The organism is Ruegeria sp. S84 (genome assembly GCF_056583445.1).
Window position 1 is genome coordinate 696,420 of sequence record NZ_CM152618.1, and the last position, 24,838, is coordinate 721,257.

Sequence of the window (24,838 nt, forward strand, 5' to 3'; positions counted from 1 at the left end):
GCTGTCTTTGTTCAGGCAGCCTGTGCTTCTGGGTCGAAGCGGCCATAGAAGCTCTGACCTTTTTCCGCCATCTCGCGCAGCAACGGCGGGCAGGCAAAGCGCTCACCATAGGCTTCGGTAAGTTGATCGCAGCGTTCGGCGGCGTAGGGCGTACCAATGATGTCCAACCAGCTGAGCGGGCCACCGGACCACGGCGCAAAGCCCCAGCCAAGTATCGCACCCACGTCGCCCTCGCGGATATCTTCCAGAACACCCTCTTCTAGCGCACGGACGGCTTCCAGAACCTGCGCGAACATCAGACGCTCCTGCACTTCGATCAGGTCGGGCTGGTTTGCGGCATGTGGGTATTTGTCCTGCAGGCCCTTCCAATACTCGACGCGTTTGCCCTTGTCGTCATAGTCGAAGAAACCTGCATTGGCCTTGCGACCCAGACGACCTTGTTCTTCCATCCAAAAGATCAGATCATCGCCCGGATTTTCCGGGTAAGCGTTGCCCATAGCTGCCTTAGTAGCGCGGGCGATCTTGGCCCCCAGGTCAATCGAGGTTTCGTCGTTCAGCTGAATGGGTCCTACGGGGAAGCCCAACTGACGCGCCGCATTGTCGATCAGAACAGGGCTGACGCCTTCGGTGATCATCCGCAGACCTTCGTTGATGTACGGAATAATGCAGCGGTTGGCGTAGAAGAAGCGCGCGTCATTGACCACGATCGGTGTCTTGCGGATTTGGCGCACATAGTCCAGCGCCTTGGCGACAGCACGATCACCGGTTTCCTTGCCTTTGATGATTTCGACCAGGAACATCTTCTCGACCGGTGAGAAGAAGTGGGTGCCAATGAATTGCTCGGGCCGTACGCTGGCCCTGGCCAGATCTGTGATCGGTAGGGTCGAGGTGTTCGACGCAAAGATGCAATCCTCGGGGATGATCGCCTCGACCTTCTTGGTCATTTCAGCCTTGACGCCGGGGTCTTCGAACACGGCTTCGATGATCAGGTCGCAGCCTTTCAGGTGCTCCAGATCGGGCGTGGCGGTAATGCGGTCCAACAGGGCTTCTTTCTTCTCAGCCGTCGCTTTGCCGCGCTTGATCCCTTTATCCATATAGCTTGCGCTATAGGCCTTGCCCTTGTCGGCGGCCTCCTGATCGCGGTCGATCAGCACAACCTCCATCCCGGCCTGTGCCGAGACTAACGCGATACCGGCACCCATCATACCCGCGCCCAGAACGCCGACTTTCTTGACCCGCTGATCGGGTACATCCTTGGGTCGCACTGCGCCTTTCTCCAGCGCCTCCTTGTTCAGAAACAGCGACCGGATCATCGCTGACGAAGACGGGTTCATGAGCACGTTGGTGAACCAGCGCGCCTCAATCTTCAAGGCGGTGTCAAAGTCAACCAATGCGCCTTCGTAGATTGAACTCAACAGAGCCTTGGCCGCTGGGAAGGCACCTTGAGTCTTGCCGTTCACCATGGCGCTTGCGCCGACGAAGGTCATGAAACCTGCGGGGTGGTAGGGTGCGCCGCCGGGCATCTTGTAGCCCTTGGCATCCCACGGCTTTACCAGATCGGCTTCCTTGGCGTTCAGTACCCATTCCTTGGCTGCCGCAACCGGATCATCCGCCACCGCGTCGATCAATTGCGCGCCTTTGGCCTTCTTCGGGTCCATCATCTTGCCTTCAAGCAAGACGGGTGCCGCCGCCATTGCGCCGACCATACGGCTGTAGCGCATGGTGCCGCCTCCACCGGGGAAGATACCCAGCAGAATCTCAGGCAGGCCGATCTTGGATTTCGGATTGCTGGTCATCACACGGTGATGACAGGCCAATGCGATCTCGGTCCCGATCCCTGCGCAGGTGCCGTTGATGGCACAGGCGACCGGCTTGCCGCCTTTTTTGGACTTGGGGTCCATGCCTGCCAGTTCCAGCCGACGCAGGATGTTATGGCCACTCATGACGAAATCGAACAGTGCCTGCGCGGGTTCGTCGCCGGCCTCCTGTCGGATCGTGGCGAGCGTGCTCAAGTCCATGCCGCCTGCAAACGACCCTTCTTTTCCACTGGTGATAACGATGCCCTTGATCTCATCATCCGCCAGCGCCTGATCGATCAGATCACCGACCAGAGTGAAGGCCTCGCGCGACAAGACGTTCATGGATTTGCCGGGAACGTCCCAGGTGATGAAGGCGACGCCATCGGCGTCTTTGCTGAGGGTGAAATCAGTCATTGTCATCTCCAATCTGGTCAGCCGTCAGCGGGCTGCCATCCTTGCGAGTGAAAGAGAATCCGTTCTCATCATCTTTCACCATCATGTCTATATCGCTGTAGTAGCCGGTCTCGGTCGGGGTCCGGGTGCCCACCACCAGAAAGGTTGCGGGCGTGTCGGTTTTGTTCACAAGGTGATGGCCATTGGCCTCACCTGCAGGCCAAGCGGCGCAGTCACCGGGCAGCATCTCATGCTCGCCATCATCATCGATCAGCATGCATTTGCCGCTGAGCATGATGGCAAACTCGTCCTGCTCCATGTGGTAATGGCGCAGCGAGGATAGCCCCGAGGGCTCCAAACGTACGATGTTGACCCCGTATTGGGTCAGCCCGCCTGCATCTCCGACGCGCTGGACAAAACGACCCGCGGTGGCCTCGGCTAACTTGCCGGGATAAGATGAACCGCCTTTGAACGGTATCTGAGAAAGATCCAGTTTGGGCATCAGACGCGCTCGATAATTGTTGCCGCACCCATACCGGATGCGATGCAGAGTGTGGCCAGACCGGTTTCCTTGTCCTGACGCTCCAGCTCGTCCAGCAGCGTGCCGATAATCATCGCGCCGGTTGCACCCAGCGGGTGACCCATCGCGATCGAGCCGCCGTTGACGTTAACCAGCGCCGGATCAACATCAAACGCCTGCTGGAACCGAAGCACGACCGAGGCGAAGGCTTCGTTGACTTCAAACAGGTCCAGATCGCCGATTTTCATTCCGTTGTCGGCCAGAATTTTCTCAGTCACCGGAACCGGACCGGTCAGCATTATGGTCGGATCAGTGCCGATCTTGGCAGTTGCTTTGATGCGCGCGCGCGGCTTCAGGCCGTATTTCTCGCCGAACTCCTTATTACCGATCAGCACAGCGGCCGCACCGTCCACGATGCCCGAGCTGTTGCCCGCGTGGTGTATGTGGTTGATCCGCTCAAGATGCGGGTATTTGATCATCGCCACCTTGTCGAAGCCCGGCATCTGCTCACCCATCATTGCGAAAGACGGGTTCAGCGCGCCAAGCGACTGCATGTCGGTGCCGGGACGCATGTACTCGTCGCGGTCCAGAATGGTCAGACCGTTCTGATCTTTGATGGCGATCACCGACTTTTCAAACCGGTTGTCTTCCCAAGCCGCTGCTGCGCGTTTTTGGGATTCAACGGCCAGAGCATCGGCATCATCGCGGCTGAACCCATATTCGGTTGCGATGATGTCGGCCGAGATACCTTGCGGCACAAAATAGGTTTCCATCGCCAAAGACGGGTCAACGGCAATCGCCGCACCGTCGCTACCCATGGCCACGCGGCCCATCATCTCGACACCGCCTGCGATATAGGCTTCACCCGCGCCGCCTTTGACCTGGTTTGCCGCCAAGTTCACAGCTTCCATGCCCGAGGCGCAGAAACGGTTGATCGCCAGACCGGGGATCGATTCATCTAGATCCGAAGCCAGAACTGCCGAGCGCGCCAGACAGCCGCCTTGCTCCATCACCTGCGTGACGTTGCCCCAGATCACGTCCTCAACGGCGTGGCCTTCCAGATTGTTCCGTTCTTTCATCGCGTTCAGGGTCAGGGCAGACAGGCGCACCGAGGTTACCTCGTGCAGGCTGCCATCCTTGCGGCCCTTGCCGCGCGGGGTGCGCAGGGCGTCATAGATATAGGCTTCGGTCATGGGGTCTTCTCCTTAAGCTCGATCCGACGGGTTGCCGGGCATCAGGTCGTAGGGGTGTTTCCAACCGGGCTGTTCGCTAAGGCGCGTCAGCCAGGCATCGATGTTGGGCCAGTCGGCGCGATCAAAGCCAAATGGTTCGGGATAATAGAGGTAGCCGCAGCAGCTGATATCAGCATTGGTCACGCCGCCACCAACGATCCAGTCGCGGCCTTCAAGATGGGCGTTCAGTGTCTGATAAGCAGCCTTGAGGCGACCCTGATTGAACGCGATAACATCCGGATTGCGGTGCTTTTCGGGCAGGAAGTTGATCAGAAAACGAGTCAGTCCGGCCATCGAGCTAAGCTTGTGGTTGTCCCAAAGAACCCATCTGAAAATCTCGTAATTTTCGTCACGATCCTTGCCGCCGAATTTTCCGGATTTCTCGGTGACATAGGCCTGAATTGCTCCGGACTGGCTGGTGCGAAAATCGCCATCTACCAGTACGGGTGCTTCGCCCATTTCGTTCACTTCGGCCCGGAATTCAGGGGTGCGCGTTGCGCCGTTGAAAAAGTCGACAAAGACCGCCTCCCACTCCAGACCCGACATCTCAAGCGCCAGAGCGGCTTTGTAGCTGTTTCCGCTTTCACCGAAGCAATGCAGTTTGATGGTCATTTGGGCGCCCCTCCCAAGGCGTATTGCGCGTTCAGCGCTTTCTTGCGTCCAGCTCGGAGTTGAAGATGCGCAATCTGTGCGTCAGGTTCTCGTGATCAATCACGCTATTGAAATTCTCGAACAGGAACGACAAAGCCTCACCTTCATCCAATCCCGCCTCTCGCGCGAAACCGCGGAGTTTGCGATAGCCATCCTCGGTCATGGCGACGGGAAAGCGGCGGGTCAGGCGAAAGCGTTTTGGCATCTTGTCTCCTCCAAGGGTGGGTTCGGGCTACGACGCCCAAGCCCACACTGAGATCAGAAGTTCGCTGCGTCCAGCGCCATTACCGTGTCCGCTCCGGTTTGGATGCGCGCCAAATGCATGGCTGTCGCGGGCAGGCGACGGGCCATGTAGAAGCGACCGGTATTGATCTTGGTCTCGTAGAACTCTTTGTCCGAGGCGCCACCATCCAGCGCTTCGCGAGCGGCTTTCGCCATCTGAGCCCACATCAGGCCCAGGCAAACATGACCAAACATGTGCATGAAGTCATACGAACCGGACAGCGCGTTGTTAGGGTTCTTCATGCCTTCCTGCATGAAATACATGCCAGCGGCTTGCAGGTCCTTGGACGCGGCCTTCAGCGGTTCGATGAACGCTTTGTCATAAGCTTCATCCTTGCCGGCATTTTCCTTGCAGAAGGTTTTAACCATCTCAAAGAACGCCATGACATGCTTGCCGCCATCCTGCGCCAGCTTCCGGCCAACAAGATCCAACGCCTGAACGCCGTTTGCCCCTTCGTAGATCATCGCGATGCGGGCGTCGCGGGTGTATTGCGACATGCCCCATTCTTCGATGTAGCCATGGCCGCCATAGACCTGCTGCGCCTGAACGGTCATGTCGTAGCCTTCATCCGTCAGGAAGCCCTTGATGACCGGTGTCAGCAGCGAGATCAGCCCGTCCGCATCCTTGTCACCCGAGCGGTGCGCCTTGTCGATCATGGTTGCGCCCCACAGGATGAATGCGCGTGCGCCCTCGGTGAAGCTTTTCTGATCCATCAGGTTGCGGCGAATGTCGGGGTGTACGATCAGCGGATCGGCGGGGCCGTCCGGGTTCTTCACACCTGTTACGTCGCGGCCCTGCAGGCGGTCTTTGGCGTATTCGACGGCGTTTTGATACGCTGCCTCGGCCTGAGACAGTCCTTGCATGCCCACACCCAGACGCGCTTCGTTCATCATCGTGAACATGGCGCGCATGCCTTTGTGTTCGTCGCCCAGCAGCCAGCCGGTGGCCTCGTCATAGTTCATGACGCAGGTCGAATTGCCGTGGATGCCCATCTTTTCCTCGATCTTGCCGACCGAAACACCATTACGCTCGCCAGGAGTACCGTCTTCGTTCACGATAAACTTCGGGACAATAAACAGCGACACACCTTTGATGCCCTCGGGTCCGCCTGGAATTTTGGCCAGCACCAGGTGAATGATGTTGTCGGCCATGTCGTGATCGCCCGCCGAGATAAAGATTTTCTGACCGGAAATCTTGTAGCTACCGTCGCCCTGAGGTTCCGCCTTGGTGCGCATCAGGCCCAGATCGGTACCGCAATGCGGTTCGGTCAGGTTCATGGTGCCGGTCCATTCGCAGCTGACCATGTTGGGCAGGTACGTGTTCTTTTGCTCATCCGAACCATGCGCGAGGATTGCCGAGGCTGCGCCGTGGGTCAGGCCCTGATACATCACAAACGCCTGGTTCGCGCCCGAGAACATTTCGCCTACCGCAGTACCCATCACATAAGGCATGTTCTGGCCGCCATACTCTTCCGGCATGTCGAGGCCAGTCCAGCCGCCTTCTTTCATCTGCTCGAAGGCATCTTTGAAACCTGTTGGGGTGTACACAATCCCGTTTTCCAACCGGCACCCTTCGATGTCCCCAACCACGTTCAGCGGGTGCAACACATTGGTGGCAACTTTGCCCGCTTCTTCCAGAACCGCGCCGGTAAACTCGGCCTCCAGTTCATCATAGCCGGGGATATCCGACTGCGAGACTTTCAGAACATCGTGCAGGATGAACTGCGTATCTTTGGTTGGCGCGTTATAGACGGGCATGTGAAGCTCCCTTAATTCATATGTCCGAAAGGCCGGGCTTATTCGGCGGCCTTCTTTTCCTGTTTCATCGAGGCGATAACCTTTTCGCCCCAGCGCAACTGCTCTTTCAGTTCGTCAATGGCCTGCGTCAGCTCTTCGCGGCGCGATTCCATGTCAGCAAGGCGCTCGCACGCGATTTCATAAGTGCGGGACATCTGGGTCAGCTGCTGGTCACCCACGTGGTACAGGTCCAGAAGCTGGCGGATCTCTTCGAGGCTGAAGCCAAAGCGCTTGCCGCGCAGGATCAGTTTTAGGCGTGCACGATCCCGTTTGGTGAACAAGCGCTTTTGGCCCTCGCGGATCGGAAACAAAAGCTCTTTGGCCTCGTAGAACCGCAATGTGCGGGGCGTGACATCATATGTCTCGCACATTTCGCGGATGGTCAGCAGATCTTCGGTCATGGTTCAAACTCTCATCACTGGCGTCATGCAATCTGAGTTGCGCAGTCGATGAGCGTTTTACAACACACAAGTGACGTTTACGTAATGCGGACGCTGCGTCACAAAATAGTTGACGTAACATCCAGTCGCGTAAGCAGGGGTTTCGGCAATTTTCTTGCCGTAGGGGAAGGGGCTATTTCAGCAGGCCGACAGTCTGATCGCGCAATTGCTGAAGCGCATCCATTGCTTCATCCAACTGCGCGCGCTGCTGGCGCAGCTCTTCCATTTGACGATCGGCCATCTCGATAAAGGTCGCCATTTGCGCCTGATTGCCCTGATCTTCGTAGATCAGCAGCCACTGGCGAATCTCTTCCAAAGGAAAACCAAACTTTCGACCACGCATGATCAGTTTCATCCGGGCGCATTCACGAGGCCCGTAAAACCGCGACCTGCCTTCACGGTCAGGCTGCAGCAATTCGATGTACTCATAGTAGCGCAGGGTGCGTGGGGTCACGTCGAACTCGGCGCACATTTCTTTGAATGACAAACGGGTGTCGGACATTCCGGGTCTCCTTGGCAGCAACCTAGGGCGTCGCTGCGGCAAGCGCAACAGGTGGGCTTGCCCTTGGTGTAAACGCAGGCCCATAAAGGGGCAGGTACAAGGACAGGACCCAACCCCATGGTCGATAAGACAGTTTTAGCGCGGCAATTCATCGAGGCGATTCCGCACGCCAAGGCCTTGGGGCTTGATCTGACCCACATCGGAGAGGGTGAGGCTGAAATCTCGATGCCCTATAACGAGCAACTGATCGGCGACCCTCGGACTGGCGTGATCCATGGCGGGGCTGTGTCGGCCATGCTGGATACCTGTTGCGGTGCCGCAGTGATGAGCCACCCCTCGGCCCCGGGAGGAACCGCCACCATCGATCTGCGTATTGATTACATGCGGGCCGCAACGCCGGGTCAAAGTATCCGGACCCGCGCGACCTGCTATCACATCACGCGCAACGTGGCTTTTGTGCGGGCTACGGCGACGGATGATGACAGCGACCGTCCCGTTGCCACCGCTTCAGGTGCCTTCACCGTGGAGGGTCGCTGAGATGGCAAGACCTCGCCCCGAACCCATGCAGGTGGTTAAGCAACGCCGTGATGCCGCTCTGACCGCGCTGGTCGAAGGTGTGCCGTATGTACAGTTCCTCAATATAACATTCGACCGGCGGGGGGACGAACTGACAGGCGTTCTGAATTTCGATGAGAAGTTGATCGGTAATCCTTTTCTACCCGCTATCCACGGTGGGGTGACAGCGGCGTTTCTGGAAGTCACTGCCGTAATCACGCTGAGTTGGGAACATATGTTTCCCAGGATTGAAAGCGGTGAGATCGATGCGGAAGACATCTTGACTGACGTGAATATCCGCTTTCCCAAAACCATCGACTTCACGGTCGACTACCTGCGGTCTGGCCTGCCGCGAGACGCCTATGCGCGCGCTTTCATCAACCGCTCGGGTCGACGTTATGCCTCTGTCCGGGTCGAAGCCTGGCAAGACAATCACGCCAAACTCTTTGCGCAAGGTACGGGGCACTTCCTGATGCCGCAATCTCCGACATCGAAAGACTAAGGATGGAGGACGCCTCAGCGCCCATTACCCATCGGCGCGTTTTGAAAATCGCGTTGCCGATCGTGCTGTCGAACGCGACCGTACCGATCCTCGGGGCAGTGGATACCGGCGTTGTCGGTCAGATGGGGCAGGCCGCCCCCATCGGGGCTGTGGGCATGGGTGCGGTGATCCTGTCTGCGATCTACTGGATTTTCGGCTTTCTGCGGATGGGCACCACCGGGCTGGCGGCACAGGCGCGCGGTGCAGGTGACACTGCAGAAACCGGAGCGTTGCTCATGCGAGGCTTGCTGCTGGGCGGAACAGCAGGATTGGTCTTCATTGCCGCGCAGGTTTGGGTATTCCTTGGAGCTTTTGCACTGTCGCCCGCCAGCGCCGAAGTCGAGTCTCTGACGCGCGCCTATCTGGAGATTCGCATCTGGGGCGCTCCGGCCACGATTGCCCTTTATGCGGTGACAGGCTGGCTGATCGCAGTCGAACGCACGCGAGGTGTATTCATCCTGCAGATATGGATGAATGGGCTGAATATAGCGCTGGATCTATGGTTTGTGCTTGGCCTGGGCTGGGGTGTCGAGGGCGTTGCCATCGCGACACTGATTGCCGAGTGGACGGGTCTTGCCCTGGGTTTGTGGCTTTGTGGTGATGCGTTTGGCGGCAAGCAATGGCGGGATTGGCCGCGTATTTTTGATGCCGCACGGCTGCGCCGGATGATGCAGGTGAATGGCGATATCATGGTGCGCTCGGTTCTGTTGACCGGAGCATTCACCACGTTTTTGTTTGTCGGTTCCGATCTGGGCGACGTGAATTTGGCGGCCAATCAGGTGTTATTGCAGTTTCTCGAAATCACCGCGTTCGCTTTGGACGGATTTGCTTTCTCGGCTGAAGCTCTTGTCGGAGGAGCCGTCGGTGCTCGCGACCGCAGGAAGGTCCGGCGCGCGTCGGTCATGGCTTCGCAATGGGGCGTTGGCGGGGCCATCGGGCTTGGGCTGGTGTTTTACCTGGCAGGGCCCGCGCTGATCGATCTGATGTCGACATCGCCTGAAGTTCGTATGACGGCACGCGAGTATCTGCTCTGGGCTGCTCTGGCACCGATCATCGGAGTGGCAAGCTGGATGTTCGACGGTATCTATATCGGCGCCACCTGGACCCGCGATATGCGCAACGCGATGATCCAGTCAGTCGCGCTGTACGTGGTTGCGTTGTTCGTGCTGGTGCCGATGATGGGCAATCATGGGCTTTGGGCCGCGCTGATGGTGTTGAACATCGCACGGGGCCTTACGCTTGGTTGGCGCTATCCGCGACTTGAGGCACAGATCGCCTAAAGCAAGTCCAGCAGGTTCTCGGGCGGGCGTCCGATAGCGGCTTTGTCGCCCGCGATGGCCAGCGGACGCTCGATCAGGATCGGGTGGTTGGCCATGGCCTTAACAAGCTCCTCATCGGGCGAGGTCTTGGCCAGACCAAGCTCTTTGAACGTTTTCTCTCCGGTGCGCATCATGCTGATCGCCGGGATATTCAGCTTGGCCAGAACCGTCCGGATTTCATCGGCCGAGGGCGCGTCTTCGAGGTATTTGCGCACCTCAGGATCTGCGCTGTTTTCCTGCAGCAACGCCAACCCCGCGCGGGATTTGGAACAGCGCGGATTGTGCCAATATTCGATCATAGCCAGTCCTCTCGTTTACTGCCCACCGCTTGCGCGACCGAATCGAAGCCGTCGCGCTCCAGCAGCGTGTCCAATCCCTGTGCGATGTCAGCGGCCAGGGAAATCCCGCCATAGACCATCGCCGTGTAGAACTGCACTGCGGACGCTCCGGCGCAGATCTTGGCATAGGCCTGTTCTGCCGTGCTGATGCCGCCGACCCCGATCAGCGGGATATCTGCGCCCATCAACTGGCTGAGCTGCGCCAGCACCCGCGTCGATTTCTCGAATAACGGCGCGCCGGACAGGCCTCCGGCCTGATCCTTGTGCGCACTGCGCAGGCCATCGCGCGACAGTGTGGTGTTGGTGGCGATCACCGCGTCCACGCCGGTTTCACGGGCGACAGCGGCGATATCCTGCAATTCTTGCTCAGTTAGATCCGGGGCGATCTTCAGGAAGATCGGGATCGGGCGGGGCAGGGCGTTTCGGGTTTCGATCACACCGCTCAGCAACGCGCTCAGCGCCGCTTTGCCCTGCAGGTCCCGCAGCTTTTCGGTATTAGGCGAGGACACGTTGACGGTGGCAAAGTCCAAATGCGCAGCGCAATGGGCAAGCACTTTTGCGAAGTCTCCGGGGCGATCATCACTGTCTTTGTTGGCCCCAAGGTTCAACCCGATCACCGCGTCCTTTGGACGCCGCGCCAGACGCGCGGCCATGACCCCCATTCCCTCGTTGTTGAAGCCAAAGCGGTTGATGGCGGCGCGATCTTCGGTCAGGCGGAACAAGCGCGGTTTAGGATTGCCGGGCTGCGGACGGGGTGTCACCGCCCCGACTTCGATAAACCCGAACCCGGCGCGTGAAAGCGGCAACAGTGCTTCACCATTTTTGTCAAACCCTGCGGCCAGTCCGACGGGGTTGGGCAAATCCAGACCCGCGACTTGGGTCTTCAGCCGGTCCGATGTGACCGGCCCAGGCGTCGGTGCAAGCCCCGAGGTCAGGGCCTTGATCGAAAGCCCATGCGCGGTTTCCGGGTCAAGACGGTGCAGCGCAGCGAGCCCAAGTTTTTCGGTCAGTTTCATCCGAAGGAATCTCCACCCTCTGTCGGTGCGCAACGTATCAGGCGCGAGGTTTCAACGGCGGCCTGTCGGTGTATCACCGCGGCGCGATAGGCAGGGTCGGTCACCATCTCAAGAAATGCGTGGGCGGTGGGGTAGCGGGCGATGAATACAGCATCCCAAGCCTCATCCTGTGGACCGATCAGCATTGTCTGAAATGCGCCGCGCCAAAGGATCGACGCTCCTATGCGGGCGACGATAGGCGCGGTTTCAGACCCGTAGTTGCCATAGGCCTGTGCGCCGGTCAGATGTGCGCCGGCCAGTGCGTGATCGGACGGATACTGAGCTGTTTCGCGAAACTTCACCAGATTGAGCATCTCGATAGGATGGTCTCGATCGAGCGCCTTAAACGCCTCGAACTGTTCGCGTTCGGGATCGATGAAGCGTGTCATTCCATCTCCTGCGGGAACTGGTGCGCCCGACCGTCAAAGGGCAGTTCGCGTGACCAGACCACATCCGACATTTTAATCTGGCGGTAGAGATGGGGGAACAATGCGCCACCACGCGAGACCTCCCATTTCAGATCATCGCCCATTGCTTGGCTATCACAGGCCAAGAGGGTCAGGCCCTCGACCCCGGCAAAGTGCTTGGCAGCGGTTTCAGCGGCCTGTTCTGCGGTTGAGAAATGAACATATCCATCCGACACATCAATCGGTGCACCATCCGAAGCCCCTTGCGCCTGCAGGATCGCCCATTCGTCGGCGCGGAAAATCTTGTAAATCAGCATGAAGCCCTGATGCCCCGCGCGACGGGTAGAATCAAGCCGGATTTCCCCCTTTGACTCTTCGCCACGCAACGCGCACCATCGCGCAAAACAATCATAGGGAGTTTCACGATGTTCACCCGTTTTCTGGCTTCGGCTGCGGTATTGGCACTCAGCGCCGGTATGGCGGCTGCCGAATACAAGCTTACGATTCTGCATACAAACGATTTCCACTCGCGCTTTGAGCCGATCAACAAGTACGACAGCGCCTGTGGCGACGAAGACAATGCCGAAGGCAAGTGCTTTGGTGGATCGGCGCGCCTTGTGACGGCAGTCGAAGAGGCCCGCGGACGGGCCGATAACTCGATCCTCGTTGATGGGGGCGACCAGTTCCAGGGCTCGCTGTTCTATACCTACTACAAGGGTAAGGTTGCGGCTGAGTTCATGAACAAGCTGGGCTATGACGCCATGACTGTGGGCAACCATGAATTCGACGATGGCCCTGAGGTGCTGCGCGGCTTCATCGACTCGGTCGATTTCCCGGTGCTGATGTCCAACGCCGATTATGCGGATGAGGAACTGCTGACCGACAAGATCAAGAAATCGGCTGTGATCGAAGTGGGCGGCGAAAAGATCGGTCTGATCGGACTGACGCCGGAAGACACGCACGATATCGCGTCACCTGGTCCAAACATCACCTTCTCTGATCCAGTTCCTGCCGTTCAGGCTGAGGTCGACAAGCTGACCGGCGAAGGTGTGAACAAGATCATCGTTCTCAGCCACTCAGGCTATGGCGTCGATCAGCGCGTGGCGCAGGAGACCACGGGCGTTGACGTGATCGTGGGTGGGCATTCGAACACATATCTTTCGAACACATCCGACAAGGCCGCCGGACCGTACCCTACCGTCGTAAACGGGGTGCAGATCGTTCAGGCCTATGCCTATGGCAAGTTTCTAGGTGAATTGAATGTGACATTCGATGATGACGGAAATGTTGTATCCGCAGAGGGTGAGCCGCTGATCATGGACAATGCGGTGACCGAGGATCAGGCCGCGCTGGACCGCATCGCCGAGCTGGCCGTTCCGCTGGATGAAATTCGCAACAAGGTTGTCGCGGAAGCGTCAGCTTCGATTGAAGGCGACCGTTCCGTTTGTCGCGTGCAGGAATGTGAAATGGGCAATCTTGTTGCGGATGCCATGTTGGCGCGGGTTGCCGATCAGGGCGCCCAGATTGCGATTGCGAACTCGGGTGGGCTGCGCGCCTCGATCGATCCGGGTGAGGTGACCATGGGTGAGGTGCTGACAGTACTGCCGTTCCAGAACACGCTCTCGACCTTCGAGATCAGCGGTCAGGGCGTGATTGATGCTCTTGAAAACGGGGTGAGCCAAGTTGAAGAGGTCAAAGGCCGCTTCCCTCAGGTGGCAGGAATGACATTTACCTGGGATCCATCGGTTGCCCCGAATGAAGGCCGGATTGTTGAGGTCATGGTCGCCAAGGATGGCGGTTTCGAAGCTATTGATCCAGCTGCGACATATCTGGTGGTGACAAACAACTATGTCCGCAATGGCGGCGATGGTTATTCTGTGTTCTCTGGTGATGACAAAAACGCCTATGATTTCGGGCCTGATCTGGCGGATGTTACGGCGGAGTATCTGGCCGAGAACGCCCCGTATCAGCCTTATCTGGACGGGCGCATCCAACAGAAGTGATGTGACCGGAGAAGCAAATAAAGGCCGTCTCTCGGGGCGGCCTTTTTTTGGTCAATCGAACCTGTATTCGGGCCACAACGCCTGATCCAGCCCATGCAACATCGGCTGAATTTGATCCGCAACCTCTTGCCAGCCACCAATTGACCCGGTTGAGATTTTCTTGCGCACCTGATCGGTGCTGGCGGTGCGGACTTTCCTAGTATTTTTCTCAGGGGTCATCATCCGCTCATCCCAGTCGATACCGCAGAAGGCGGCGACTTGCTGGATACAGGTTTTGGGGTCGACTACCAGGTCCTCATATCGAACCGTTAGAATACGATCACCGAACAGCTTTTCCCAATGAGAAAGATAGCACCGGTACAGGTTGGCTGAGTGGGCAATCGATTCAAGATTGGATGCATAGCGCATACCCGGTGAGTGAAAACGCCTGATCCATTTTGATAGCCCCACATCCCTTGGATCGCGCAACATGTTGATCACGCGGGCATTCGGGAACGCTGACATTATGAAGCCGAGCCGCTGATAGTTATGTGGCATCTTGTCAACGAATGCAGTCGAACTTTCGGGTAAGGCTGGCATCAGCCTGCGAAACTCTGCTGCACATTCAGCAGCTGCGTCTGCGTCAAATGGTTTGCCGCTCTCTCTGACCTTCTGGGATAATTCACCTGCAATCGTCAGCTCTCCGCAGCCGGCGATATCCGGTGCCGAACTAAGCATCATTTCCATCAGTGTTGTGCCTGATCGTGGCTGTCCGACTACGAATATCGGCTTGGGCCCATCGCTTACGCCTGCAGTCGCAGGAGGTACATTCAGGGGAAAAAACGTGCTGATTTCTTTGAACCGTTTCTCTTCTTGCGTGCTGTCATACGGATTCACGTTGTGTTGAATGGCATTGGCCCGCGCAAAGTGGGGGAGCGCCGAGAACAGCCCATCAAGTTTGGAGATCAAGTGCGCCTTTGCGAATTCAAGCACCGAGTTGGCGTGATCACTTTCTGAAATTGCGGTGTCGACAGCACGCGCAAGGCTCTCGGCATGGTCATTGTCCACCATTAGAGACATTTGGTAGAGCGCCGCCGCGCAAAACTTGTTTCTCTCAAGTACAGCGCGCAAAATGGTTTTTGAGCCCTCTTTGTCGCCCGATTGATACAAGTCTACGGCTTTTGACAATGCGATTTTTTCATTTTCAGGTGCGATCCCATAAGCGCGGGCAATGTCCTGAGAGCTGTGATCGGAGAATCCGACCTCTCCGTAGGCGCGGGCCCGCAACCAAAGCAAATCTGCATTGTTAGGGTCTTTTTCCAGTTTGTTCGTCGTATGGTCGATGATCAGGCGCCAATTCTGTCCCTTGAGCTGAATTTCATCAATGACGCGGACCAGTTCTTTGTTATTCGGGAAGCGTTCAAGTTTCTGCTCGGCATAAGACAGCGCACGCGGAATTTGACCTGTCTGCATTAACGCGTTGGCGAGGTTTTCGACAAATTGAGCATCGTCCGGTTTCATTCGCGATGCTTCAGCGAAGTGTGGAATGGACTGCTTGTACCGCTTCATCTCGGTCAGGACAAAGCCTGCGATTGCTTGGTAATCGGCATCCTTGGGGTGTTTCTTGATGCCAAGCTGCGCTTTTTTCAAGGCCTGCGGCAACTTCCCTGTCTCCAGATCGGCCAATGCTTTGCTCTTGAGGGAATTTGCGGTCTGCTGTGCCATATGTGCGCACGTCCCATGCCAATAAGAAACCAGTATCGATGGTTCATTACCCAAGCGAAGATGGTTTGCAATGGCTGTTCCGTATTATGGTCTGGTACCTTCAACAGCGGCTTGGGTTTTCTTCCGGCACCATGCGGGATAGACCGTTGATATGGTTTTGAAAGTCTCCAGCCTGCAGCAATTCTACAACCACACGTTTGATACGGTTATCGACGTGCGTAGCCCGGCTGAGTTCGCCGAAGACCATATGCAGGGCGCTATCAATCTGCCGGTTCTGAACAATGAAGAACGGGCACGGGTCGGTACTATCTACGTCCAGCAAAGCCCGTTTCTGGCCCGCAAGCTGGGTGCTGCGCTGGTGTTTCGCAACGCGGCAGGCCATATCGAGGATCACCTGAGCCATCATGAGGGCGACTGGAAACCGCTGGTCTATTGCTGGCGTGGCGGGCAGCGATCAGGATCATTTACCTGGATGTTGCAACAAATCGGCTGGCGCGCCGAGGTGGTTGAAGGCGGCTATCGCAGCTATCGCCGACTGGTAAAGCAGTTCCTCTATGATGAAGTGTTGCCATATCGATTGGTCGCGCTGGATGGTTATACCGGGACGGCCAAGACAGACCTGTTGGGCCATCTAAAGGCGCAAGGCGCGCAAGTGCTGGACCTTGAAGGGCTGGCCAATCACCGAGGTTCATTGCTGGGCGAAATGCCGGGCGGGCAACCCAGTCAGAAAGCCTTTGAATCCGCGCTCGCCGCTTCCTTGGGCGAGTTGGATGCAGCGCGTCCGGTGGTTGTTGAAGCAGAATCATCCAAGATCGGAAACCTGATCCTCCCGCCCAGCCTGTGGTCGGCCTTGTGTGCTGCACCTCGCATCCAGATCACAGCACCGATTGCTGCGCGCGCCGCGTATCTGGTGTCTGCCTACGATGACATTCTGTCGGATAGCGAACGGCTACGTGATCGATTGTCTCCACTGCGCATTCATCGCGGTCATGAGGTTGTGGATGGTTGGCTGGAATTGATCAATGCCGGCGACAAGCGTGGACTGACACAGGCATTGATGGAACAGCATTACGACCCGGCCTATGCCAAATCGCGTAAGGCGCAGCGTGCCGAAGTGATCGCGCAGATTGAGCCACCGTCACTTGATGATACCGGGCTGTCGGCGACGGTGGCTCGGATTAAGAATGTTCTGGATCAGCTTTGAACACGTAGGCCCGATGTCGCGTCGATGTGACCAATCAGGGCGGCAGGGTAACCGGCGGCGCGTAGTTCCGAGCACACTTGCTCGGCTTCGTTGGCATCGACGGCCGCCAAGAGACCTCCCGCAGTCTGAGGATCGAATAACAAATCCGCCTTGCCGCCGGTCGGAAGGCCTGGGGCGATGGCACGGTTGTCGGTGTAGATTGTAGATCGAATGCCCTGATCACTGAGCTCTGCCGCACCTTCCAGAGCTGGAATCGCGTCCAAAGACAGGGTTGCCCCGCAGCCAGACGCTTCGCATACCCCTTGCAGGTGACCCGCCAGACCAAAACCGGTGACATCCGTCATCGCATGGGCATTTTTCAGGATGCGGGACGCCTCACCCTGCGGCTGTATCATTTGCGCGAAAGCTGCCGCGACCCAGGCGCCTTCCGCCTTGCCCGCCATTTCGGCCGCCATCAAAACACCGCTGCCCAACGGCTTTGTCAGGATCAAAGCGTCATTAGGTTTTGCGCCACCCAGCGTGATCGGTTCAGCATCACAGAGCCCGGTCAGAGTGAACCCGATGGTCATTTCGTCACCCATTGAGCTATGGCCGCCGACGATCTCAGCCCCGGCTTGGTGCATGACGTCGCTGGCAATATGCATGATCTCAGCCATTGTGCGCTGCTGCAACTCAGCTGACATGCGCGGCAGGATGATCGTTGCTGTCGCAGCCTGCGGACGAGCGCCCATTGCCCAGATATCACCAAGCGCGTGGACAGCGGCGATACGCGTCATCAAGGCGGGATCGTTGGTGAAGCTGCGTAAGTGATCCGATGTCATAACCTGTCGCGTGCCACCGGTTAGCAGCACCGCCGCATCGTCACCGGGCAGGGGTGTAATGTCGGGCCTGTCGAGCTGCGGCAACTCCTGCAATGCGGCCTGCAAAGCGCCTCGACCCACCTTTGCACCACACCCGCCGCACATTGGTTTTTCTCCCAACGCCTCTTGCAGCCCTGCTGCGTGATGACGGGGCAATGCGGTGGTGGGCATTTGGGGCAGTTCACGGAACCGGTACATGAACTTCTGATCGATATGGTTTTTCCATTGCCACATGAGCGGCCCGCTGAATGATGTTCCCAATCGCTCGGCCAGTGCGGATTTTCCACCCAGAGAGATGAGTTTCAGGTAATCCTTCTGCGGCACGTAACGCCGCATATTCCCAGACCCTAGCGCGGCGCGCAAATTGTCATACAATATTGGTGCCTCGCGCACTGCGTAGACCCCTGCCTTGGGGCGCGGGTTCTCGGACAGATGGGCGCAATCTCCCGCGGCGAAAATCGCCGGATCGCTGGATTGCAGGGACGCGTTCACTTTGATGAAACCGTCATGCAGCGCGAGGCCGGTATTGGATATCCACTCATAGGGCCGCGCGCCTGCAGCACCGGTGATGAAATCGGCTGGTATCTGGCGACCGTCCGTTAGCTCGATTTCGCCCGCAGAAATCTTCTGGATTGATGTGTTTTCCAGAACTTCGATCCCCAGGTGCGCCATCGCCTGCCGGATGGTGGCGGATGCCTTCGGGACAGTCGCTGTCAGGGCCGTTGCACTGTCGATCAAAGTAACCTGCGCTTCACGTCCTTTGGAACGCAGTGCATGGGCCATCGCCATGACTAGCTCTACTCCCGCAACGCCACCACCGATCACGGCGACCGAGGCGCGGCCCGTCCCTGAAAGATAGCTTTGCCATTGCGCGGCGAAGAGGCCGAGCGGCTTGGCCGGAACGGCATGCTCGGCGAATCCCGGCAATGCTGGCATATCCGAGGTGATCCCGACATTGACCGAGGCCACATCAAACGCCACCGGCGGGCGTCCGGGCACATGGATTTGGCGTGTGTCCGGGTCGATACCTTCAACTGCGCCCAGTATCACCCGCGCACCGGCAAAGCGGGCCAGACGCACCAAATCAATATCAAGCTCCCACCGCTGATAGTGACCAGCGACAAATCCTGGCAACATGCCCGAATAGGGTGCGGTGGGACCGGGGTTTATCACCGTAACCCGCGCGCCGGACAGTGGTTTCATACCCCATTTGCGCAGCAGTAGCGCGTGCGTGTGTCCTCCGCCTATCAGAACCAGATCGCGGGTTAGGGGCAGCAGAGGTTTGTGCATAGGTCTCAGTTCGTACTGTGGTCCGGGACGTCCTCGACCTGTTCGACCGCGTGGGTGGCCCAAAGCTCATCCTCGCCTGCGTCTGGTAGATCACTGGGTTTTTCATGGCGATGAATGTGCCATTTGGCAATGAACAGGGCCGTGATCGGGGCCGTCAGGAACAGAAAGAGCGTGATCAACAACTCGTGCATCGACAGTTTGCCCTCAAGCAAAACCGAATGCGCGATCGAGGCCAGTAGGACGCCGCCCACGCCCAGCGTAGTTGCCTTGGTGGGTGCGTGCAGGCGGGACATGGGGTCTTTCAGCTTGATCATGCCGAATGATCCGACAAAGCCGAAAATGCCCGATACGATCAGGAAGAATGCGATGAGCAGTTCGAAGATAAAGGTCATGCCACGCTCATTCGATGATATTGCCACGCAGCATAAAGCGCGCATAAGCCACGGTTGAGACAAAGCCGAGCATGGCGATGATCATGGCGGATTCAAAGAAGATTTCGGTCTCGATACTCAAGCCGTAAAGGATAAGCAGAGCGATGGTGTTGATCACCATTGTATCTAGGGCCAGAACACGGGTACCGACACCGTCGGCAGTAATGATACGCCACAAGCACATCATGATCGCAGCGCCGAAGCAGGCAAAAGCAAAGTAGATCGCATAGGTGATCATTCGAAAATCTCCTTCAGGCGGCGCTCATAGCGTTGTTTGATCTGGTCGCGCACCTCTTCGGGGTTCGGTGCATCCAGACAATGAACCAGCAGGTAGTGCCCTTGTGCGGACAAATCGCAGCTGACGGTGCCGGGGGTCATGGTGATGGTTCCGGCCAGAACTGTGATGGCCTCGGGCGTGCGCAGTTCCAGCGGGACGCTGACAAAGCTTGGCTGGCGGTCTGCGTCGCGTTTGAACAGGATGATCCGGGCCACCGCGATATTGGCCATCACGATATCCCATAAGACAACCAACATGTATTCCGCCACCATCGGCCAATTGCGCAGTTTCGGGCGATCCGGCCAATAGGGCTGAGTGATAAACGGAATGATGATGCCCAGTAGCAGGCCAAAGACCACCGAGTTCAAAGACCCGGTGTTTGCCAGAAACACCCACACCAGTGTAAGTAGTGCGGTCAGATGGGGATGCGGAAATATACGGTGCAGAAGCTTCATCATTCTTCCCCTCCCAGCACGGCCGAAATGTAATCTTCCGGCGCGAACAGTTGCACGGCCGTGTTGCTGGCATATTGCAGCGCCGGACCTGCAAACAGTGTCAGCAGCACAAGTCCCAGAACCGCCCCGAACACCGAAGTAAAGGCGAGGCCCGGATAGGGCTCGGGCGCGGTTGGTAGGCCGGCTTCTTCGGTTGGCTCAGGCGTCACATTATGTTGGGCGTCGTGACTTTTCCAGAAGATCAGCGTTCCCGCGCGGGCCAGACCCACGATTGTGACGAACGACCCGATCAAGATCACGGCCCAGACCGCATTTGCATCGGGCGCGCCACGTGAGGCGTCCAGTACCAGCAGCTTGCCCACAAAGCCCGATAGTGGCGGCATGCCAGCCATCGCGATGGCGCCGACAAAGAACAGGGCTGAGATCAGACCGGATTGCGGCATCGGCCTCGAAGGGGCTATGGCTCCGCCACGGCGCTCCATTACCATGTCCGCGACAAGGAACAGCAGGGCCGTCGCCAGAGTCGAATGGAAGATATAGTAGAGCGCTGCCGCCGTCGCGGCCTCGCTAAACAACGAGATCGCAATCAGCAATGTGCCCATCGATGCGATGGCGCAAAAGGCCACCATTCGCGCGATATGTTGCGAGCCCAGAATGCCAATAGCGCCAACGGCCAATGTCAGCAGTGCTGCAGGTTGTAGCCAACTACCGACTAGCCCTTCGGTTGCGGCTACATCGGGCCCAAAGACCAGCGTATAGACCCGCAGGATCGAATAAGCACCGACTTTGGTCATGATCGCGAACAGCGCCGCAACGGGCAGCGGTGCATTTGCGTAGCTTGCAGGAAGCCAGAAATGCAGTGGCAACACTGCAGCCTTGATACAGAAAACCAGTAATAGCAAGACTGCTCCAACCCGCAGCAAGGCGGTGTCTTCGGGTGGGATATCGGCCACGCGAACGGCCAGATCAGCCATGTTGAGCGTGCCGGTCACAGCATAGATCGTGCCCAAGGCAAACAGGAACAAGGTCGAGCCGAGCAGGTTATAGGCGACGTACTGAACACCGGCCTTCAACCGCACTGCGCCACCTGCATGCGTCATGAGGCCGTAAGAGGCAATCAGCAGGACCTCGAAAAACACAAAGAGGTTGAAGGCGTCGCCGGTCAGAAAAGCACCGCAGACACCCATTAGCTGAAAATGGAGTAGAGCATGGAAGTGTTTGCCTCTCTCATCCCAGCCAGAGCCGATGGCATAAAGGACAACCGGCAGGGCCAGCAGGGCCGTCAACAACACCATCATGGCCGAAAGTTTGTCCAACACCATTACGATGCCGAACGGTGCGGGCCAGTTGCCGAGCTCATAGACCTGAACCTCGCCACCCGATGCCTGGGCGGTAATGGTCAAGGCGATACCCAGCAATCCCACGACGCCGGCGACCGAGAAGATGCGTTGAAGGTCCAAATGATATCGCAACACCATAATGATAAACGGGGCCAGGATCGCGGGCAGGACGATCGGCGCGACGATCCAATGGTTCATGCGTCTTCTCCCGGTGCGTCCACGCTATCGCTTGCGCTCATATCGATATGGTCATCCTTCGAGGACAGATAGGCAGACAGCGAGATCATCACGATCACCGCCGTCATCCCGAATGAGATCACGATGGCCGTCAACACCAGCGCCTGCGGTAGCGGGTCGGTATAGGGGACATCTTCATATTTGTTCAGAACGGCAGGTGCGTTCAGCGCCAGCCGCCCGGTGGCGAATAGGAACACGTTCACCGCATAGGTGATCAGGGACAGGCCCAGAATGACTGGGAATGTACGACGACGCAGGATCAGGAAAATCCCGGCTGCGGTCATGACGCCTACGGCAGAGGCTACGAGCGCTTCCATCAGGCCTGCTCCTTCTCGTTGTCTTCATCCTGAGGGCTATCCCGCAGCGGGTTGATATCCATCGGGAATTCTTGTGCCATTCCCGGCTGCCACGCGAAGCGCGACAGGCTGTCGAGCGCCAGCATCACAGCGCCCAGTACCGCAAGGAAGACGCCGGTATCGAACAGAATCGCGGTGGCCCATTCGAATTCTTCCAGCGGGGGCCAGTGGATATAACCGAAATCGCTGGTCAGGAACGGGCGTTCATTGAACCATGCACCCAGACCAGTGGCAGCGGCGATCAGAACGCCCCAACCGATGGTGCCGTGATAATAGAATCTCTGCCGTTCAATCGCCCAGGTATAGCCGCTGGCCATGTACTGCATCAGGAAGGCGATCGCGACGATGAGGCCTGCGATGAAGCCGCCGCCGGGCTGGTTGTGGCCTCGGAAGAAGATATAGGCCCCGACCATTAATGCGATGGGCATCATCACGCGGGTGACGACCACCATCATCAATGGGTGAGAGTCACCCGACTGCGGCCAATGTGGTTTACGGTTTAGCAGGTAACTGCGCACGTTGGTGCTCAGCACTGCTTCGGTCAGGGCGTAGATGATCAGGGCTGCGATGCCCAGCACGATGATCTCGCCAAAGGTATCAAAACCCCGGAAGTCGACGAGGATCACGTTCACGACGTTGGTGCCACCGCCACCTTTGTACGAATTGGCCAGATGGAATTCCGAGATCGTTGGGAAAGCAAAATCCCGCATCATCAGCGCATAGATCAAAGCGCCTGAGCCGATCCCGGCAACCACCGAAATTGCCGCATCACGCCAACGCCGTGCCGCGCTGCTGTCCCAGGGTGTATCGGTCGGCAGAAAGTTCAGCGACAACAACAGCAGGATCATCGTCACCACTTCGACCGAAATCTGTGTCAGCGCCAGATCGGGGGCAGAAAGGTAGTTGAATGCCATCGAAACGATCAGGCCAACCACCCCGATCAACACCAGTGACAGCAGACGGTTGCGGTGGAACCACATGATCGCCAACGTCGCACCCACCAGACAGATCCAGCCGATGATCGGGATGACCTGAGCCTCAAGCGGTACGCGTGTTTCAACGCCAATGGTGCCGGTGGTGTAGGCGTAGTAGCCAAGCCCAACGACAAAAGCCACGAAGATGATCGCATATCGGCTGAGCACACCATTATGCAGCTCGTCCGTAATCCAGCGGCTGAGTCGGGTCAGCGCGTCGATGATTGCCTCGAAGATCGCCTTTGCCTCGGGCCGGGGCAGGGCGTTCCATATCTGGTCGCCGCGTTTGTGCAACGACAGCAGGAACAGGCCTCCCAGCGTCGCGACCACCGACATGTAAAGCGCAGGTGTAAAGCCGTGCCACAGTTTCAGCGAGTAATAAGGCAGCTTCTCGCCCCCGATCACGGCGCTGGAGACAACCGCGACAAGCGGGCCAACAATGGCTGCGGAATAAAGACCGATCAGGACGACCAGCACCACAAGGAACGCCGGCGCCAACCAAAGACCGACAGGCGGGTCATGTGGATGCGCGGGGTAATCGTCCCGCTCGGGCCCAAGGAAGACATGGCTGACAAAGCGAAAGGAGTAGGCCGCTGAAAATAGCGCAGCCAGAAGCGCCAAGCCGGGTACCAAGTAAGGCGAGTTAAGCCAAGTCGTGTGGACTGTCTCTTCCAGCATCATCTCTTTCGAGAGGAAACCATTCAGCGGTGGCAGACCGGCCATCGACAGGGCAGCGATGGTACCGATAGTAAACGTGATCGGCATCAGATGCCGCAAACCACCCAGCCGTTTGACATCGCGTGTGCCGGTCTCGTGGTCCACGATCCCGGCGGTCATGAACAAGGCCGCCTTGAACGTCGCGTGGTTGATGATGTGGAAGACGGCTGCAACAGCAGCGATCGTCGTGCCAAAGCCCAGTAGCATCGTCACGAGACCCAGATGGGACACCGTCGAAAACGCCAACAGCGCCTTTAGGTCATCCTTGAACAGCGCAATCACGGCACCCAGCAGCATGGTGATCAAACCGGTAGTGGCGACGATGTAGAACCACGCATCCGTACCCGCCAGAACCGGCCACATCCGGGCCATCAGGAACAGGCCTGCCTTCACCATTGTGGCCGAGTGCAGATAGGCCGACACTGGCGTCGGAGCCGCCATCGCGTGCGGCAGCCAAAAATGGAACGGGAATTGCGCCGATTTGGTGAAACAGCCAAGCAAGATCAGGATCAGCGCAGGAAGGTAGTAGGGCGAGGACTGGATCAGCTCTTTGTTCTGCAGAATGACACTCAGGTCATAAGATCCCACGATATTGCCGAGGATAAGCATCCCCGCGATCATCGCCAGCCCGCCCGAGCCGGTCACGGCCAAAGCCATACGCGCGCCTTGACGACCCTCGGGCAGGTGCTTCCAGTAACCGATCAGCAAGAATGAACTGAGCGACGTAAGTTCCCAGAATATTAGCAGAAGCAGGATATTGTCAGACAGAACAATTCCCACCATCGCGCCCTGAAACAGCAGCAGATAGGTATAGAATTGCCCCATCGGATCCTCGCGCGACAAGTAGAATCGTGCGTAGAGGATGATCAGAAGACCGATGCCCAGGATCAGCAAGGCGAACAAGAAACCCAGACCGTCCAGCATGAAGTTCGCGTTTAGTCCAAGCCCGGGTATCCAGTCGAACCGCGCGGTCACAACATCACCGCGCATGACGCTGGGAATGTGGATCAGCAATCCCATCAACGCGAGGAAGGTGGTCAACCCAGCCGCTGATGCTGCTGCGTTTCGTCCTGCCCGGATCAGGAGGGCCGGAAAGACAGCTCCGAGGAAGGGAAGGGCCGCGATAAGGAATAGGGACAAGTGCGATACTCCGGTCTGT

25 protein-coding genes are annotated in these 24,838 nt (G+C 57.8%); 5 read left to right on the top strand and 20 right to left on the bottom strand.

All coding sequences use genetic code 11. The features are described 5' to 3' along the window. Positions 1–11: 11 nt before the first annotated feature. From AC1DFB_RS03550 to AC1DFB_RS03585, 8 genes are all read right to left on the bottom strand, one after another. Positions 12–2,213: a 3-hydroxyacyl-CoA dehydrogenase NAD-binding domain-containing protein gene (locus tag AC1DFB_RS03550; protein ID WP_480922140.1), complete on the bottom strand. Its 2,202-nt coding sequence runs from the start codon at positions 2,211–2,213 to the stop codon at positions 12–14. Next, entirely contained in the window at positions 2,206–2,694 is a 489-nt protein-coding gene (locus AC1DFB_RS03555; RefSeq protein WP_170420894.1) for a cupin domain-containing protein, read from the bottom strand. The genes AC1DFB_RS03550 and AC1DFB_RS03555 overlap by 8 nt, the downstream gene beginning before the upstream one ends. Beyond that, entirely contained in the window at positions 2,694–3,905 is a 1,212-nt protein-coding gene (locus AC1DFB_RS03560) for an acetyl-CoA C-acetyltransferase (RefSeq protein WP_170391920.1), read from the bottom strand. The genes AC1DFB_RS03555 and AC1DFB_RS03560 overlap by 1 nt, the downstream gene beginning before the upstream one ends. 12 nt (positions 3,906–3,917) lie before the next feature. After that, a complete protein-coding gene (locus AC1DFB_RS03565; RefSeq protein WP_170391918.1) occupies positions 3,918–4,556 on the bottom strand; it encodes a glutathione S-transferase in 639 nt (212 codons plus the stop codon). A 31-nt stretch (positions 4,557–4,587) separates the two neighbouring features. Continuing rightward, positions 4,588–4,800 carry a hypothetical protein gene (locus AC1DFB_RS03570; RefSeq protein WP_170391916.1) on the bottom strand — a complete coding sequence of 71 codons (213 nt, stop codon included), beginning with the start codon at positions 4,798–4,800 and terminating at the stop codon, positions 4,588–4,590. Positions 4,801–4,853: 53 nt separating this feature from the next. Beyond that, positions 4,854–6,635, bottom strand: a complete 1,782-nt coding sequence (locus AC1DFB_RS03575; protein ID WP_170391914.1) for an acyl-CoA dehydrogenase C-terminal domain-containing protein — start codon at positions 6,633–6,635, stop codon at positions 4,854–4,856. A 38-nt stretch (positions 6,636–6,673) separates the two neighbouring features. Beyond that, positions 6,674–7,075, bottom strand: coding sequence for a MerR family transcriptional regulator (locus tag AC1DFB_RS03580; protein WP_039536426.1), 402 nt, complete (start codon positions 7,073–7,075; stop codon positions 6,674–6,676). 172 nt (positions 7,076–7,247) lie between these two features. After that, positions 7,248–7,616: a MerR family transcriptional regulator gene (locus tag AC1DFB_RS03585; RefSeq protein WP_170391912.1), complete on the bottom strand. Its 369-nt coding sequence runs from the start codon at positions 7,614–7,616 to the stop codon at positions 7,248–7,250. Between the two features lie 117 nt (positions 7,617–7,733). Here AC1DFB_RS03585 and AC1DFB_RS03590 point away from each other — a divergent pair, with 117 nt between their 5' ends. From AC1DFB_RS03590 to AC1DFB_RS03600, 3 genes are read left to right on the top strand one after another with little or no spacing between them, the layout of a single operon-like run. Next, on the top strand, positions 7,734–8,153 hold the full coding sequence (locus AC1DFB_RS03590; protein ID WP_010438901.1) for a PaaI family thioesterase: 420 nt from the start codon (positions 7,734–7,736) through the stop codon (positions 8,151–8,153). Between the two features lies 1 nt (position 8,154). After that, complete coding sequence (locus AC1DFB_RS03595) at positions 8,155–8,673, top strand: PaaI family thioesterase (protein WP_480922141.1); 519 nt, start codon at positions 8,155–8,157, stop codon at positions 8,671–8,673. A gap of 2 nt (positions 8,674–8,675) precedes the next feature. Next, on the top strand, positions 8,676–9,992 hold the full coding sequence (locus AC1DFB_RS03600) for an MATE family efflux transporter (RefSeq protein ID WP_480922142.1): 1,317 nt from the start codon (positions 8,676–8,678) through the stop codon (positions 9,990–9,992). Here the strand turns inward: AC1DFB_RS03600 and arsC are convergent. The 4 genes from arsC to AC1DFB_RS03620 are packed head-to-tail and all read right to left on the bottom strand — an operon-like array spanning position 9,989 to position 12,148. Continuing rightward, positions 9,989–10,330, bottom strand: coding sequence for an arsenate reductase (glutaredoxin) (gene arsC, locus AC1DFB_RS03605; RefSeq protein WP_480922143.1), 342 nt, complete (start codon positions 10,328–10,330; stop codon positions 9,989–9,991). The two genes, AC1DFB_RS03600 and arsC, sit on opposite strands and share 4 nt — an antisense overlap. Beyond that, positions 10,327–11,385, bottom strand: coding sequence for a quinone-dependent dihydroorotate dehydrogenase (locus AC1DFB_RS03610; protein WP_480922144.1), 1,059 nt, complete (start codon positions 11,383–11,385; stop codon positions 10,327–10,329). The genes arsC and AC1DFB_RS03610 overlap by 4 nt, the downstream gene beginning before the upstream one ends. Continuing rightward, positions 11,382–11,813 (bottom strand): DUF1330 domain-containing protein, encoded by a 432-nt coding sequence (locus AC1DFB_RS03615; protein ID WP_480886395.1) that lies wholly within the window; start codon positions 11,811–11,813, stop codon positions 11,382–11,384. Before AC1DFB_RS03615 ends, AC1DFB_RS03610 begins: the two co-directional genes overlap by 4 nt. Further along, entirely contained in the window at positions 11,810–12,148 is a 339-nt protein-coding gene (locus AC1DFB_RS03620) for a DUF952 domain-containing protein (RefSeq protein ID WP_480886393.1), read from the bottom strand. Before AC1DFB_RS03620 ends, AC1DFB_RS03615 begins: the two co-directional genes overlap by 4 nt. Before the next feature lie 108 nt (positions 12,149–12,256). On the opposite strand from AC1DFB_RS03620, the gene AC1DFB_RS03625 reads away from it, so the two are divergent. Beyond that, positions 12,257–13,834, top strand: a complete 1,578-nt coding sequence (locus AC1DFB_RS03625; RefSeq protein ID WP_480586554.1) for a bifunctional metallophosphatase/5'-nucleotidase — start codon at positions 12,257–12,259, stop codon at positions 13,832–13,834. 51 nt (positions 13,835–13,885) lie between these two features. On the opposite strand, the gene AC1DFB_RS03630 is transcribed toward AC1DFB_RS03625, so the two are convergent. Next, entirely contained in the window at positions 13,886–15,538 is a 1,653-nt protein-coding gene (locus AC1DFB_RS03630) for a tetratricopeptide repeat-containing sulfotransferase family protein (RefSeq protein ID WP_480922145.1), read from the bottom strand. Between the two features lie 151 nt (positions 15,539–15,689). Here AC1DFB_RS03630 and mnmH point away from each other — a divergent pair, with 151 nt between their 5' ends. Next, positions 15,690–16,742, top strand: coding sequence for a tRNA 2-selenouridine(34) synthase MnmH (mnmH, locus tag AC1DFB_RS03635; RefSeq protein WP_480586548.1), 1,053 nt, complete (start codon positions 15,690–15,692; stop codon positions 16,740–16,742). Here the strand turns inward: mnmH and selD are convergent. From selD to AC1DFB_RS03670, 7 genes are read right to left on the bottom strand one after another with little or no spacing between them, the layout of a single operon-like run. Next, complete coding sequence (gene selD, locus AC1DFB_RS03640) at positions 16,733–18,892, bottom strand: selenide, water dikinase SelD (RefSeq protein WP_480922146.1); 2,160 nt, start codon at positions 18,890–18,892, stop codon at positions 16,733–16,735. The two genes, mnmH and selD, sit on opposite strands and share 10 nt — an antisense overlap. A gap of 5 nt (positions 18,893–18,897) precedes the next feature. Continuing rightward, positions 18,898–19,284, bottom strand: a complete 387-nt coding sequence (locus tag AC1DFB_RS03645; RefSeq protein ID WP_170401276.1) for a Na+/H+ antiporter subunit G — start codon at positions 19,282–19,284, stop codon at positions 18,898–18,900. Between the two features lie 7 nt (positions 19,285–19,291). Further along, a complete protein-coding gene (locus tag AC1DFB_RS03650; protein WP_170391889.1) occupies positions 19,292–19,561 on the bottom strand; it encodes a K+/H+ antiporter subunit F in 270 nt (89 codons plus the stop codon). Then, on the bottom strand, positions 19,558–20,055 hold the full coding sequence (locus tag AC1DFB_RS03655) for a Na+/H+ antiporter subunit E (RefSeq protein WP_170392908.1): 498 nt from the start codon (positions 20,053–20,055) through the stop codon (positions 19,558–19,560). Before AC1DFB_RS03655 ends, AC1DFB_RS03650 begins: the two co-directional genes overlap by 4 nt. After that, complete coding sequence (locus AC1DFB_RS03660) at positions 20,055–21,593, bottom strand: monovalent cation/H+ antiporter subunit D (RefSeq protein WP_170609354.1); 1,539 nt, start codon at positions 21,591–21,593, stop codon at positions 20,055–20,057. Before AC1DFB_RS03660 ends, AC1DFB_RS03655 begins: the two co-directional genes overlap by 1 nt. Further along, positions 21,590–21,949, bottom strand: coding sequence for a Na+/H+ antiporter subunit C (locus tag AC1DFB_RS03665; protein ID WP_170391885.1), 360 nt, complete (start codon positions 21,947–21,949; stop codon positions 21,590–21,592). The genes AC1DFB_RS03660 and AC1DFB_RS03665 overlap by 4 nt, the downstream gene beginning before the upstream one ends. After that, positions 21,949–24,819 (bottom strand): monovalent cation/H+ antiporter subunit A, encoded by a 2,871-nt coding sequence (locus AC1DFB_RS03670; protein ID WP_170420921.1) that lies wholly within the window; start codon positions 24,817–24,819, stop codon positions 21,949–21,951. The genes AC1DFB_RS03665 and AC1DFB_RS03670 overlap by 1 nt, the downstream gene beginning before the upstream one ends. Between the last annotated feature and the right edge of the window lie 19 nt (positions 24,820–24,838).